Raw genomic sequence first — 13,864 nt, 5'->3', positions numbered from 1 at the left:
ACATGAGCACCCTCACCGTCTACGGCACCGAGCTGTCCAGCCGCTTCCTGCTGGGCAGCGCGGGCTACCCCTCGCCCCAGGTGCTGCGCGAAGCCATCACCGCCAGCGGTACGCAGGTCGTCACCGTGGGCCTGCGGCGCACCCTGGCCGCGGCCGGCGACAACGGCTTCGTTCAGGGCATCGTCGACAGCGGCGTCCACCTGCTGCCCAACACCGCCGGCTGCCGCACGGCGCGCGAAGCCATCACCCTGGCCCACATGGCGCGCGAGCTCTACGGCACGCGCTGGATCAAGCTGGAGGTGGTGGGCGATGAGCACACCCTGCAGCCCGACCCCTGGGGCACGGTGGAGGCGGCGGCGCAGCTCATCAAGGACGGCTTTGCGGTCTTCCCCTATTGCACCGACGACCTGGTCACCTGCCAGCGCCTGCTGGACGCCGGCTGCGAACTGCTGATGCCCTGGGGCGCGCCGATCGGCTCGGGCCAGGGCCTGATAAACCCGTTCGCGCTGCGCACCCTGCGCGCGCGCCTGCCCGGCGTGCCGCTGGTGGTGGACGCCGGCATCGGCGCCCCCTCGCATGCCGCGCAGGCCATGGAACTGGGCTTCGACGCCGTGCTGCTGAACTCGGCGGTGAGCCAGGCGGTGGACCCGGTGCGCATGGCGCGCGCCTTCGGCCTGGCCATCGAGGCGGGACGCACCGCCTACGAAGCAGGCGTGATGGCGCCGCAGGACATGGCCGTGGCCTCGACCCCCGTCACCGGACATCCCTTCCTCATCGCATGAACACGCCCCCCATCCTCTGGAGCATCGCCGGCGCCGACAGCGGTGGCGGCGCCGGCCTGTCGGCCGACCAGCGCGCGGCCGATGCCTTCGGCGTGCACCTGTGCCCGGTGGTCGCCGCCGTCACGGCGCAGAGCACCACCGCGGTGACCCGCATCGACGCGGTGCCGCCCGATCTGCTGGACGCCCAGCTGGCCGCGCTGGCCGAGGACATGCCGCCCGCCGCCATCAAGACCGGCCTGCTGGGCAGCGCCGCCAACGCGCGGGTGGTCGCGCGCTGGGTGGACCGGCTGCGCACGCGCGCACCGCTGGCCTTCGTGATCGACCCGGTGCTGCGCGCGAGCACCGGCGCCGGTTTCGTGGACGAGGCGCTGATGCGGGTCTACCGCGACGAGCTGCTGCCCCGCGCCACCGCGATCACCCCAAACCAGCACGAGGCGGTGCTGCTGCTCGGCCCGGACGGCGACAGCGCTGTGCCGGCCATGGCCTCGGCACTGCGTGGGCAGGGCGTGCAGGCGGTGGTGGTCACCGGCGGCGACGCCGCCACGCCCGGGCTGTCGCACGACTGGATCGACACGCCGCACGCCCGCGGCTGGCTGACGCTGCCGCGGGTGGACACGCCGCACCACCACGGCACCGGCTGCACGTTCGCCACCTCACTGGCCGCCGCCCTGGCGCTCGGCTTTGTGGCGGCCGACGCCGCGGTGCTGGCCAAGATGGCGACCACCCACGCGCTGCGCCACGCGCGCGCCGTGGGGCGCGGCGCCGGGCCGGTGGTGGCCCGCGAAGGCTTCGGCACCGACCCCTGCCTGCTGCCCCGCCTGTCGCTTGGCACACAGGCGCCGACCGCCTGGCCCTCGAAAGCGCGCAGCCGCGACCCCGGGGTCTACGCCATCGTCGACAGCGCCGAGCGTGTGGAGTCGGTGCTGAGCGCCACGCCCACGGTGGACACGATCCAGTTGCGCACGAAACGCCCGGCGGGCCTGGACGACCGCACCTGGGCCACGCAGCTGCACGCCGCCATCGTCCGCAGCCAGCGCGCGGCCGACGCGGCCGGCGTCACGCTGGTGGTCAACGACCACTGGCAGACCGCGCTGCACGCCGGTGCCCGCGCCCTGCACCTGGGGCAGGAAGACCTGCTGGCACTCGGCCCCGACGAGCACGCGGCGCTGCAGGCGGCGCGCGAGGCGGGCGTGCAGCTGGGCCTGAGCTCGCACAGCCTCTGGGAGCTGTGCCGCGCCGCCGCGCTGCAGCCCGACCTGATCGCCTGCGGCCCGGTCTGGCCCACCACCACCAAGGACATGCCCTGGCGGCCCCAGGGCCTGGACAACCTGGCCTGGTGGGCCCACATGGCGCCGGCGCCGGTGGTGGGCATCGGCGGCGTCCTCGATCCGGCGCAACTGCGCGCGGTGGCCGCCGCAGGCGCGGCCGGCGGCTGCGTGGTGCGGGGCCTGGGCGACGACCCATCGCAGACCCTGCCGGCCTGGCGCAGTGCCTGGGCCGAGGGGCGGGCCGCCGCACAACGACACCCGGTGCCGGCCCTGCCACACCCCTCGCTGTCCGGCCCCTGCCAGCGTCCGGTAGGTGATAAGGGTTAACCCATCTCTCTGGTAAGGTTCACGGGTTTGCCAACCGCCGGGCGACCGGGGCGCCAGACGCCCCGGGGCACCGGCATTTTTCATCCCGGAGAAAACCATGGATCGTCGTTCCCTGATCAAAAACGCCGGCATCGCGGGCGTGCTCGCCGCTGGTGCGGCACCTGCCGTGCACGCCCAGGCCGCCGTGCGCTGGCGCCTGGCGTCGAGCTTCCCCAAGTCGCTGCCCACCATCTTCGGTTCGGCCGAGAAGTTCTCGGAAACCGTCAAGGCCCTCTCGGGTGGCAAGTTCGAGGTGTCGGTGCACGCCGCGGGCGAGCTGGTGCCGCCGTTCGGCGTGGTCGATGCGCTGCAGAACAGCACCATCGAGATGGCGCAGACTGCGTCCTACTACTTCACCGGCAAGAACTCCATCTTCGCCTTCGGCTGCGCGGTGCCTTTCGGCCTGACCGCCCGCCACATGGACGCCTGGATGGAACACGGCAACGGCCGCAAGCTGATGGACGAGTTCTACGCCGAGTACAACATCACCTCCATGAGCGCGGGCAACACCGGCACCCAGATGGGCGGCTGGTACCGCAAGGAGATCAAGTCGGCGGCCGACCTCAAGGGCCTGAAGATGCGCATGGGCGGCGGCCTGTTCGGCGAGGCCATGACCAAGCTGGGCGTGGTGGCGCAGAACATGCCCGCGGGCGAGGTTTACCAGGCGCTGGAAAAAGGCACGCTGGACGCCACCGAATTCGTCGGTCCGTTCGACGATGAAAAGCTCGGCTTCCACAAGGTCGCCAAGAACTACTACTACCCCGGCTGGTGGGAAGGCGGCGCCGAGCTGGAGTTCTTCATCAACAAGAAGGCGTTTGACGCGCTGTCGGCCGAGAACAAGGCCATCGTTCGTGCCGCCGGCGCCGTGGCCGCGCGCGACATGACCGCCAAGTACGACGCCCAGAACCCGGCCGCCCTGCGCCGCCTGGTGGCCGCCGGTACCAAGCTGCGCGCCTTCGACAAGTCCATCATGGACGCCGGCTACAAGGCGTCGATGGAGGTGTTCGCCGAGCACGAGGCCAAGTCGCCCGAGTTCAAGAAGATCCACCAGGACATGCGCGCCTTCCAGCGCGACCAGGTGCTGTGGAGCAAGTTCTCCGAGTGGCGCTACGACAGCTACATCGCCGGCCTGAAGCTCTGAACCCAGGCTGACGGCTCAGCCGTCAGCCTGTGACGCCGCCATGGGCGGCGTCCTTGTTCGCCATGTTGCGCAACACCAGGGCCCGGCCGGCGAACAGGCCGCCGGCCAGCTCCAGGTCGAAGCGGCCGGCGTCGCGGCGGCGCACCTCGGCCATGACCTCGTCGGCCTCTTCCGCGCTCGCACCGGTGGCGATCACCGCCTCGCGGCCCAGCAGCATGGCCGACTCGAACGTCTCGCGCACGAAAAAGTCGGCACCAGCCCTGGACAGCTCGATCGCATGTTCGCGGTCGAAGGCCCGCACCAGCACGCGCGCCTGCGGGCAGGCGTCCCTGGCAATCTCGGCGATGTGCGTGGCCGCCGCGCGGTCGTCGATGCACACCAGCACCGCGCTGGCAGAGTGCGCACCGGCCGCATGCAGCACGTCGGGGCGGCTGCCGTCGCCGTAATAGACCTTGAAGCCGTAGGATTCGGCGTCGCGGATCACCTGGGTGTCGTTGTCGATGATGGTCAGAGAGGCCCCGCGCGCCAGCACACCCTGGCTGGCGATCTGGCCGACACGGCCAAACCCGACGATGAGCACGCTGGCGGTGCGCTCGCCCACCGCCTCCACACCGTCCATCGACACCACGGCCTGGCGGGCGAAACGCTTGTGCAGCAGCACCGTCAGCGGCGTGAGCGCCATGGACAGCACCACGATGGCGGTCATGTTGGCATTGACCACCGGGTCGATCACCTTGGCGGCCAGCGCCGCTGCGAACAGCACGAAGGCGAATTCACCGCCCTGGGCCATCAGCACGGCACGGTCCAGCGCGTCGATGTGCGAGCTTCTGGCCAGACGCGCCACGCTGTAGATGCACAGCGCCTTGACCACCATCAGCGCCAGCACGCCCGAGACGATGAGCGGCCAGTTCTGAGCCACCACCGCCAGGTCGAGCGACATGCCCACGCCCAGGAAAAACAGCCCCAGCAGCAGGCCACGGAAAGGCTCGATGTCGGCCTCCAGCTGGTGGCGGAAGGTCGATTCCGACAGCAGCACACCGGCCAGGAATGCGCCCATGGCCATCGACAGACCACCCAGTTGCATCAGCAGCGCCGAGCCCAGCACCACCAGCAGCGCGGCGGCGGTCATGACCTCGCGCGCCTTGGCGTTGGCGAGCACGCGGAACAGCGGATTGAGCAGCCACAGGCCGGCCGCCACCAGCACGCCGATGGCGGCCAGGGCCATGCCCACCGCCGTCCAGCGCGCGCCCGCCGAGGCCGCCACCTCACCGGCGACAGGGGGTGCCATGAAGGCCACCAGCGCCAGCAGCGGCACGATCAGCAGGTCTTCGAACAGCAGGATGGCCACGATCTTCTGACCGCGCGGTGCCGCCAGATCGCCGCGTTCGCCCAGCAGCTGCATCACGATGGCGGTGGAGGTCAGCACAAAGCCCATGGCGCTGATGAAGGACACCGGCCACGAAAAGCCGGACGCCACCCCCACCAGCGTGAGCAGCGCACCGCACACCACCACCTGCAGGCTGCCCAGTCCGAAGATCGCGCGGCGCAGGTTCCACAGGTGCGAGGGCCGCATTTCCAGCCCGATCACGAACAGGAACATCACCACGCCGAGCTCGGCGGTGTGCAGGATGCTTTGCGGATCTGTGAACAAACCGGCCCCGAACGGACCGATGGCCAGACCCGCGGCCAGGTAACCCAGCACCGAGCCCAGGCCCAGTCGCTTGAACAAGAGCACGGCCACCACCGCCGCACCCAGCAGGCTCACCACCTGGATCAGGCTGCCCGAACTTGCTTCAGCCGCCATGAGTCCTGCCCGCAAGAGATGCCACAACGACCCCCACCATCGCCACGTGCATGGCACGCCTCCTCGTCAGATTGGAACGGAACAGTCGTCGACTGCCGCGCTAGTGTGACGCAAAGCTCATGGGGCCGGGTGGTCGACCGGCATGCCCCCGCTCAGCGTGGCGCGTCGGCAGCCACCGCCATGTGCGCCACCTGCTGGTCGAGGATGGCTTCGGGGTCGTCGGCTTCCTGGGCCGTGGGGTGGGCCAGGCCGTCGTTCAGGCGCTGCATGTCCAGGTCGCCGGTCCACTTGGCCACCACCAGGGTCGCCACGCCGTTGCCCACCAGGTTGGTCAGGGCGCGGGCCTCGCTCATGAAGCGGTCGATGCCCAGGATCAGCGCCAGGCCGGCCACCGGCACGCCGCCCACGGCCGAGAGCGTGGCCGCCAGCACGATGAAGCCGCTGCCGGTGATGCCGGCCGCGCCCTTGGAGGTGAGCAGCAGCACGGCCAGCAGGGTCAGCTGCTGCACCAGGGTCATGGGCGTGTCGGTGGCCTGGGCGATGAACACCGCGGCCATGGTCAGGTAGATGGACGTGCCGTCGAGGTTGAACGAATAACCGGTGGGGATCACAAGGCCGACCACCGACTTGCGGGCGCCCAGGTTCTCCATCTTCTCCATCATGCGCGGCAGCACCGATTCGCTGGACGAGGTGCCCAGCACGATCAGCAGTTCTTCCTTGATGTACTTGATGAACCGGACGATGGAGAAGCCGTGCAGGCGCGCGATCAGGCCCAGCACGCCGAACACGAAGATCAGGCAGGTCAGGTAGAAGGTGCCCATGAGCTTGCCCAGCGAGAACAGCGAATCGATGCCGTACTTGCCGATGGTGAAGGCCATGGCGCCGAAGGCACCGACGGGGGCCACCTTCATGATGATGCCGACGATGTCGAACAGCACGTGCGAGGACTTCTCGATGAAGTCGAACACCAGGGTGCCGCGGCCGCCGAACTTGTGCAGAGCGAAGCCGAACAGCACTGAGAACAGCAGCACCTGCAGGATGTCGCCCTTGGCGAAGGCGTCCACCACCGAGGTCGGGATCACGCCCATCAGGAAGTCGACCGTGCCCTTCATCTTGCCGGGCTCGGTGTAGGCGGCGATCGCCTTGGTGTCCAGCGCGGACGCGTCCACGTGCATGCCGTTGCCGGGCTGCACGAAGTTGACCACCAGCAGACCGATGACCAGCGCCAGCGTGGACACGATTTCAAAGTACAGCAGGGCCAGGCCGCCGGTCTTGCCGACCTTCTTCATGTCCTCCATGCCGGCGATGCCCACCACCACGGTGCAGAAGATGATGGGCGCGATGATCATCTTGATCAGCTTGATGAAGGCGTCGCCCAGCGGCTTCATCTGCTCCCCCAGTTCGGGGTGGAAGTGGCCCAGCAGCACGCCGATGGTGACGGCGGCCAGGACCTGGACATAGAGGGATTTGTAGAGCGGCTTGCGCTCGGCGGTTGCAGCCATGGCGTGTCTCCGTGGGGCTGTTTTGGGGGATGCGGGACGATACGCAGCCCCCCGCCGCGCGCCAACTGTGGCGTTCAACAGTCGTAGAACTACGTACCGGGCGGTTCAGCCGCTGCCGATGGCCCGCTGGACGTCGCGCAGCAGCCCCGCCCCCACGCTGCGCCCGAAGCCGTCCACCACCGGCCGCAGGTGGCGGCGCAGTGCCTCGCGCTCGGCCGCGCCCAGCGCGTGCAACCGCAGGCCGGGGGTCTGGCGCAGGGTCGCCAGGGCCTGGCGGTCCAGCGCCTCGGCCAGCCGGTTGCCGTGCGCCAGCGCCTCGGCCAGCGCGTCGTCCACCAGCGCCCGGTCGACCCGCGACAGGCTCTCCCAGAAGCGCGGGTGCGTCACCACGGCATAGCCCAGGTAGCCGTGCTGCGTCAGCGTCAGGTGCGGCTGCAGCGCGGCCAGGCCCTGCGTGAGGAAGTTCGACAGCGGGTTCTCCGCCGCGTCCACCACGCCGCTGGCCAGCGCCCGCTGGGTTTCGCCAAACGGCAGCGCCACCGGCTGCGCCCCCAGGGCGCGCATCTGCTCGCCCAGCACCTGCGAGGCCTGCACCCGCACGCGCAGACCGCGGTAATCGTCCGGCGTGCGCAGCGCGTGCCGGGCGCTCATCTGCTTGAAGCCGTTGTCCAGAAAGCCCAGCCCCCGCATCTGCTGGCGCGCCAGCCGCTCCAGCAGCCCGCGCCCCACCGCCCCCTGCGTCACGCGCCGCACCTGGGCCAGGTCGGCGAACAGGTAGGGCAGGTCGAACACCTCGAACTCGGGCACCCCGGCCATGCCGAACTTGGACAGCGAAGGCGCCAGCATCTCCACCGCGCCCAGGCGCAGCGCCTCCATCTCGTCGTCGTCGCCCCAGAGCGACGAATCCGGGTACAGCTCGACGCGGATGCGCCCACCCCCGCGCTGGTGCACCAGCGCCTGGAAGCGCAGCGCCATCTGGCCCTTGGGCGTGTCGGGCGCCACCACGTGCGAGAAGCGCAGCAGCACCGGCGGCGCACCCGCCAGCGCCGGCGCCCCCACCGCCGCACAGGCCGCCACCAGCAGGCGGCGGCGAGCGCACAACAGGGACGACGGGCGTTCGACAGACATGCTGGCTATGCTAGCGGGCCCATGGCTTCCGACACGCCCACGCGGCCCGCCCCCGACCTCGACGCGCTCGATCTGGACACGCGCCAGACCGCGGCCTTGACGCGCCGCGCGATGGGCTGGCTGGTGGCGCTGCTGCTGCTGGTGGCCGCGTCGGCGCTGGCGCTGTGGCTGTTCCTGCGCAGCGAGGAAACGCGCGAGGCCGACCGCCGACGCACCGCCGACGCCGAGTGGCTGGACCAGACCCTGCGCTTCCACTTCCGCCGCCTCGAAACCGACCTGGCCGCGCTGGCACAGGCCCACCAGAACGGCGGCGACGACCACGCGGTGGCCGCGCGCCACGGCCCCTGGTGGCAGAACCCCGGCCGCATCGCCTTTCACGGCTGGGTGCCGGCCGCGGCGCCGGGCGAGCGCAGTGGCTGGCCGGCCGAACTGCAGGCCGCGGCGCAGGACCCCGGACACGCCGCCGCCCTGGCCACCATGCTGGACACCACGCGCGGCCTGCAGCGCCCGGCCTACGCCGGCCCGTTCGCCACGGCCGACGGTGGCGACGCCTGGCTCTGGCTGGCCGTGCCGCACTTTGAACAAGGCCGTTTCACCGGCGACGCCGTGGCCGCGGTTCCGGTCCAGCGCCTGCTGGCCGACGTGCTGCCCGCCTGGTTCCTGCAGGACCACAACGTCGCGCTGGCCGACGAGAACAGCACGGCCGCACCCGACGACGGCCTGCACTTCACCGCCCCCATCCAGCTGCCGGGCGCCCAGCTGCGCCTGCGGGTCGCACTGACCGACAGCACACCCCCGCTGGCGCCGCGCGCCTTCTTCGCCGCGGCGCTGCTGTGCCTGCTGGGCATGCTGCTGGCGCTGCTGGCCCTGTGGCGCGACAGCGCGCGCCGCCAGCGCGCCGAGGCGCGGCTGCAGACCCAGCTGGCGCTGCGCACCGCCATGGAACGCTCGGTGACGCTGGGCCTGCGCGCCTGGGACACCCAGGGCCGCCTGCTGCACGTGAACCCGGCCTTCGCCCGCCTGGTGGGCTGGACACCGGCCGAGCTGATGGCACACACAGGACCACTCCCCTACTGGCCCGCCGACCAGGGCGACGAGTTCGAGCAGGTGCAGCGCGCCGCGCAAGCCCCCGAGGCCCTGGCCCTGCAGCTGCAGCACCGCGACGGCCAGCGGCTGGACGTGCTGGCGCACAGCGCGCCGCTGCGCCTGGCCAGCGGCGAGGTGGTGGGCTGGGTCGGCTCGGTGCTGGACGTGACCGAGCGCCGCCGCATCGAGCGCCTGGCCGCGCGCCAGCAGGAACAGCTCGAAGCCTCGGGCCGTCTGGTGGCCATGGGCGAGGTGGCGTCCACCCTGGCGCACGAGCTCAACCAGCCGCTGGGCGCGCTCAGCAGCTTCGCCACCGGCCTGCTCAACCGGGTGCGCGAGCAGCGCATCACACTCGAAGAGATCGTGCCGGTGGTCGAGCGCATGGAGCGCATGGCCGACAAGGCCGGCCGCGTGATCCAGCGCGTGAACGCCCTCGCCCGGCGCCAGGAAACCGTGCGCCTGCCGCTGGCGCTGGCCCCGTGGGCTGCGCGCGTGGCGCAGGCCGTGCCGCTGCCCGAGGGCGTGCGGCTGGAACTGGCCCTGCCTGGGAGCGACGGCCCCACCGTGCCGGCCGACGCGCTGCTGCTGGAAAACGCCCTGCACAACCTGGTGCTCAACGCCGGCGAGTGGGCCGCGCGCAGCGGCCGTACCCCGCCCACCGTGCGCGTAGGCCTGGTGACCGGCGACGGCCAGATCGGCCTGCGCGTGTGCGACAGCGGCCCCGGCGTGCCGCCCGAGCAGCGCGCCACGGTGTTCGACGCCTTCGCCAGCCACAAACCCGGCGGCATGGGCATGGGCCTGGCCATCTGCCGCTCCATCGCCGAAGCGCACCACGGCCACATCGACCTGAGCGACTGCCCCGACCTGCTCGGCGCACAATTCACGCTGTGGCTGCCCCTGAACCCCTGACCCCCCCGAACCCGCCGGTCCACATCGTGGACGACGACGCGGACTTCCGCGACGGCCTGGCCTGGCTGCTCGATTCGCGCGGCCTGCCCACCCGCGTGTGGACCGGGGGCGACGCCTTCGTGCAGGCGCTGCAGCGCGGCGAGCTGGGTGAACTGGCCCGGGCCTGCAGCGTGGTGCTGCTGGACATCCGCATGGAACCGCTCTCGGGCCTCGCCACCTTCGAGCAGCTCAAGGCGGCCCGCTGGCCCTGGCCGGTGCTCTTCCTCACCGGCCACGGCGACGTGGGCATGGCGGTGGCCGCGGTCAAGAACGGCGCCTGGGACTTCCTGGAAAAGCCGTTCCAGAACAACCAGCTGGTGGACAAGGTGGAGGCCGCGCGCGAGGCCGCCGTGCGCCTGCACACCGAGGCGCGGGAGAAGCTGCGCTTCCAGCAGGCCCTGGCCGCGCTGAGCGCGCGCGAGCGCGAGGTGCTCGACGAGCTGCTGGCCGGCCACTACAACAAGAACATCGCCGACCACCTGGGCATCGCCCAGCGCACAGTGGAGTTCCACCGCGCCAACATCTTCGACAAACTCGGCGTGGCGTCGGCGGTGGAACTGGCCCACCGCATGGGCCGGCTGATCGCCGACGACTGAGCGTCTTCCGTTTTCTGTTCCTGCATGACCGCGCCGACCGACCACGACCTGCCCCCGCTGAACGCCACCCCGCCCGGCCTGTACCGCCACTACAAGGGCGGCTGGTACGACGTGATCGACACCGTACGCTGCAGCGAAACCCTGCAGGGCATGACGCTGTACCGCGCGCTCTACGGCGGCTTCGGCCTGTGGGTGCGGCCGGCAGCCATGTTCGCCGAGCGCGGCGTGTTCGAGGGCAAGGAACAGCCGCGCTTCACCCCGCACGACCCGGCGCGGGTGCCGCTGGGCGACCTGGCCACCGCCCGCGCCCTGATCGCCCACCTGCGCGGTCGCGCGCAGCGGGAGCGCGGCACCGACCTGGACACCGCCCTGCGCCCGCCGCCCCCCGAGCCCGACAGCTGCTGCGGCCGTGGCTGCAACGGCTGTGTGTGGGAAGGCTTCTACGAGGCGATGCACCACTGGCGGGTGGATTCACTCGATCTGCTCAAGGCCTAGAACAGATCCCCCTGCCCGCGCAGCGCCGCCGGCCGGAATAGGCTCAGTTCCAGCGGCTCGCGCTCGCGGTTGAAACCGAGGCGGTCGCAGGTCTTCACGAAGCGCTGGCGAATCAGGTCGGCCCAGATGCCCTGGCCCTTCATGCGCGTGGCGAAGTCGGCGTCGTAGTCCTTGCCGCCGCGCAGGTCCTGCACCCGCGCCATCACACGCTCGGCCCGGTCGGGGTAGTGCAGGTCCAGCCACTGGCGGAACATGGGCGAGAGCTCCCAGGGCAGGCGCAGCACCTGGTAGAACGCGCGCCTCGCGCCGGCCTCCCAGGCCGCTTCGAGCACGCGCTCCATGTCGTCGTTGAGGAACGGGATCTGCGGCGAGACGCTCACGCCGGTGGGCACACCCGCCTCGGCCAGGGTGCGGATGGTGCGCAGCCGCCGGTGCGGCGCGGCGGCGCGCGGCTCCAGCACGCGGGCCAGCTTCGCGTCCAGCGTGGTGACCGTCACGTACACGGCCGCCAGACCGGCCTGCCCCATGGGCGCCAGCAGGTCCAGATCGCGCTCGACCCCGCTGCCCTTGGTCACCATGCCCACCGGGTGCTGCGCCGCGCTCAGCACCTCCAGCACCGCGCGCGTGAACCGCAGCTCGCGCTCCACCGGCTGGTAGGCGTCGGTCACCGTGCCCACCACCAGCAGGTCGGGCTGGTAGCGCGGGGCCAGCAGCTCGCGCCGCAGCAGCTCGGCGATGTTGCGCTTGGCGACGATCTTCGTTTCGAAATCGAGCCCCGGCGAGAGGTTGAGGTAGCTGTGCGTGGGCCGGGCGTAGCAGTAGACGCAGCCGTGTTCGCAGCCGCGGTAGGGGTTGAGGCCGAGCCGGAAGCCGATGTCGGGCGAGTCGTTGGTGGTGATCGCGCTGCGCGCCTCTTCGAACGTCACCTGGGTGGCGGGCGCGGCGGCCTCTTCGCCTTCGGCCCGCCGCGCGTCCAGCGTGTTCCAGCCGTCGTCGAAGGCGGCGCGCTGGTCGCGCTCGAAGCGGTGCGGCTGGCGGTGGGCCACGCCGCGGCCCTTGAGGGCGCTCGGAAGAATGTGGACGTCGGTCATGGCGGTGCAGGGTCGGGATGGATACTGTACATAAATACAGTCATTTCGCAAGAGGCAGGCGACGGTTTCCCGCGCTGCGGCGGCGGCCCACAATGGCCGGCAACCCACACACACACCGGGACACACCATGGGCATGCGACAACTCTCCGGACTGGACGCCACCTTCCTCTACCTGGAGACAGCGGAGATGCCGATGCACGTCGGCGCCATGCACCTGCTGGAACTGCCGGCCGGCCACCGCGGGCGGTATGTGAACGACCTGCGGCGCCACATCGCGGCCCGCTTGCCCGCCGCGCCGGTGCTGCGCCGCCGCCTGTGGTGGATGCCGCTGAACCTGGCCAACCCGGCCTGGGTGGATGCGGAACCCGACCTCAGCGAGCACATCGTCGAGATCCGGCTGCCCAGCGGCAGCGCCCGCCGCGCCGACGCACGCGCGCTGATGGAGGCGCAAGTCTCGCTATTGCACCCGGTGCTGCTCGACCGCCACCGGCCGCTGTGGAAGATGCACGTGATCGAAGGCCTGCCGCGCAGCGCGAATGGCCGCAAGCAGGTCGGCATCTACACGCAGCTGCACCACGCCGCGGTCGACGGCCAGGCCGCGGTGGCGCTGGCCAATGTGCTGTTCGACCTGACGCCCGAGCCGCGCGACATCGAGATCCGCCTCTCCCGCCGCACCAGGACCTTCCGGCTCGACATGGTCGAGATGCTGCGCGGCGCGCTGAGCCATGAGGCGGTGCAGGTGGCGCGCATCGTGCGCGATCTGCCGGCCACGCTGGGCACCGTCGCCGGCACGGCCAGGAGCGTGCTCAGCGCCAAGAACCTGCTGGGCCAGGGTTCGGGCAATGTCACGCTGGCGCCCGCCACGCCGATGAACGCCACCGTGACACCCGCGCGCGCCTTCGCCGCCGCCAGCGTGCCGCTGGCCGAACTCAAGGCCCTGGCGCGCGCGCACGGGGCCACGCTCAACGACGGGGTGCTCATGCTCTGCTCGTCCGCGCTGCGGACCTACCTGCAGCAGCGCGGCGCGCTGCCGCGCAAGAGCCTGGTGGCCGCGGTGCCGATCTCGCTGCGCGAGGCCGGCGACACCCGCGCCGACAACCAGGCCTCGATGAGCCTGGTCAGCCTGGGCACGCACCTGGCCGACCCGGCCAAACGGCTGGCGCACATCCGCGCCGCCACCGGGGCGATGAAGTCGACCATGGGCCGCATGAAGAGCATCCTGCCCACCGACTTCCCGTCCATCGGCGTGCCCTGGCTGATCGAGGCCGCGGCCTCGCTCTACGGCAAGGCCAAAGCCGCCGAGCGCCTGCCGCAGGTGGCGAACGTGGTCATCTCCAACGTGCCCGGGCCGCAGGTGCCGCTGTACCTGGCGGGCGCCCGCGTGCGCTCGAACCACCCGACCAGCATCGTGGTGCACGGTCTGGCGCTCAACATCACGGTGCAGAGCTTCGATGCCGCGATGGACTTCGGGCTGATGGCCGACGCCGCAGCGCTGCCGGATGTGCGGGCGCTGGCGCAGGCGGTGGACGCGGCGCTGGACGAGCTGCGGACGCTGCCGGTGCCCGCAGCGCCCGCCGCGGTGAAGCCCGGCCCCGTGTCCCGCAAGCGACCCGCCTCTAGGGCCGCCGCACCAAAGAAAAAGCCGCGCGCTGGCTAA

At 71.3% G+C, this 13,864-nt stretch carries 11 protein-coding genes and 1 pseudogene; 8 read left to right on the top strand and 4 right to left on the bottom strand.

The window, feature by feature from the left end; all coding sequences use genetic code 11:
• Positions 1-2: 2 nt before the first annotated feature.
• From BC358_RS03265 to BC358_RS03255, 3 genes are all read left to right on the top strand, one after another.
• On the top strand, positions 3-782 hold the full coding sequence (locus BC358_RS03265) for a thiazole synthase (RefSeq protein WP_079364632.1): 780 nt from the start codon (positions 3-5) through the stop codon (positions 780-782).
• Positions 779-2,377, top strand: coding sequence for a bifunctional hydroxymethylpyrimidine kinase/phosphomethylpyrimidine kinase (gene thiD, locus BC358_RS03260; protein ID WP_079364631.1), 1,599 nt, complete (start codon positions 779-781; stop codon positions 2,375-2,377). The genes BC358_RS03265 and thiD overlap by 4 nt, the downstream gene beginning before the upstream one ends.
• A 97-nt stretch (positions 2,378-2,474) precedes the next feature.
• Positions 2,475-3,557 carry a TRAP transporter substrate-binding protein gene (locus BC358_RS03255; RefSeq protein ID WP_079364630.1) on the top strand — a complete coding sequence of 361 codons (1,083 nt, stop codon included), beginning with the start codon at positions 2,475-2,477 and terminating at the stop codon, positions 3,555-3,557.
• A gap of 22 nt (positions 3,558-3,579) precedes the next feature.
• On the opposite strand, the gene BC358_RS03250 is transcribed toward BC358_RS03255, so the two are convergent.
• The 3 genes from BC358_RS03250 to BC358_RS03240 all read right to left on the bottom strand — a co-directional run bounded on the left by BC358_RS03250 (position 3,580) and on the right by BC358_RS03240 (position 7,991).
• A complete protein-coding gene (locus BC358_RS03250) occupies positions 3,580-5,361 on the bottom strand; it encodes a monovalent cation:proton antiporter-2 (CPA2) family protein (protein ID WP_079364629.1) in 1,782 nt (593 codons plus the stop codon).
• A gap of 152 nt (positions 5,362-5,513) precedes the next feature.
• Complete coding sequence (locus BC358_RS03245; protein ID WP_079364628.1) at positions 5,514-6,863, bottom strand: dicarboxylate/amino acid:cation symporter; 1,350 nt, start codon at positions 6,861-6,863, stop codon at positions 5,514-5,516.
• A gap of 105 nt (positions 6,864-6,968) precedes the next feature.
• Complete coding sequence (locus BC358_RS03240; protein ID WP_079364627.1) at positions 6,969-7,991, bottom strand: DctP family TRAP transporter solute-binding subunit; 1,023 nt, start codon at positions 7,989-7,991, stop codon at positions 6,969-6,971.
• A 21-nt stretch (positions 7,992-8,012) separates the two neighbouring features.
• Here BC358_RS03240 and BC358_RS03235 point away from each other — a divergent pair, with 21 nt between their 5' ends.
• The 4 genes and pseudogenes from BC358_RS03235 (at position 8,013) to BC358_RS22240 (ending at position 11,116) form a co-directional block, all read left to right on the top strand.
• Positions 8,013-9,986 (top strand): nitrogen regulation protein NR(II), encoded by a 1,974-nt coding sequence (locus BC358_RS03235; RefSeq protein ID WP_079364626.1) that lies wholly within the window; start codon positions 8,013-8,015, stop codon positions 9,984-9,986.
• The gene (locus tag BC358_RS03230) at positions 9,965-10,621 is read left to right on the top strand and encodes a response regulator transcription factor (RefSeq protein ID WP_256861406.1); all 657 of its coding nucleotides are present in this window, start codon (positions 9,965-9,967) and stop codon (positions 10,619-10,621) included. Before BC358_RS03235 ends, BC358_RS03230 begins: the two co-directional genes overlap by 22 nt.
• 24 nt (positions 10,622-10,645) lie before the next feature.
• Positions 10,646-10,876, top strand: a pseudogene (locus BC358_RS22245) (DUF1653 domain-containing protein); the annotation flags it as partial.
• 21 nt (positions 10,877-10,897) lie between these two features.
• The gene (locus tag BC358_RS22240) at positions 10,898-11,116 is read left to right on the top strand and encodes an oxidoreductase-like domain-containing protein (protein WP_371836598.1); all 219 of its coding nucleotides are present in this window, start codon (positions 10,898-10,900) and stop codon (positions 11,114-11,116) included.
• On the opposite strand, the gene BC358_RS03220 is transcribed toward BC358_RS22240, so the two are convergent.
• On the bottom strand, positions 11,113-12,207 hold the full coding sequence (locus tag BC358_RS03220; protein ID WP_079364624.1) for a PA0069 family radical SAM protein: 1,095 nt from the start codon (positions 12,205-12,207) through the stop codon (positions 11,113-11,115). The genes BC358_RS22240 and BC358_RS03220 overlap by 4 nt on opposite strands.
• Positions 12,208-12,340: 133 nt before the next feature.
• Between BC358_RS03220 and BC358_RS03215 the strand changes: the two genes are divergently transcribed.
• Positions 12,341-13,864 (top strand): wax ester/triacylglycerol synthase family O-acyltransferase, encoded by a 1,524-nt coding sequence (locus BC358_RS03215; protein WP_179129998.1) that lies wholly within the window; start codon positions 12,341-12,343, stop codon positions 13,862-13,864.

Source organism: Hydrogenophaga sp. H7, from assembly GCF_002025745.1.
GTDB classification, from domain to species: Bacteria; Pseudomonadota; Gammaproteobacteria; order Burkholderiales; family Burkholderiaceae_C; genus Hydrogenophaga; species Hydrogenophaga pseudoflava.
The sequence above is the reverse complement of the archived record's forward strand: the minus strand, read 5'-3'. Positions and strand labels throughout refer to the sequence as shown.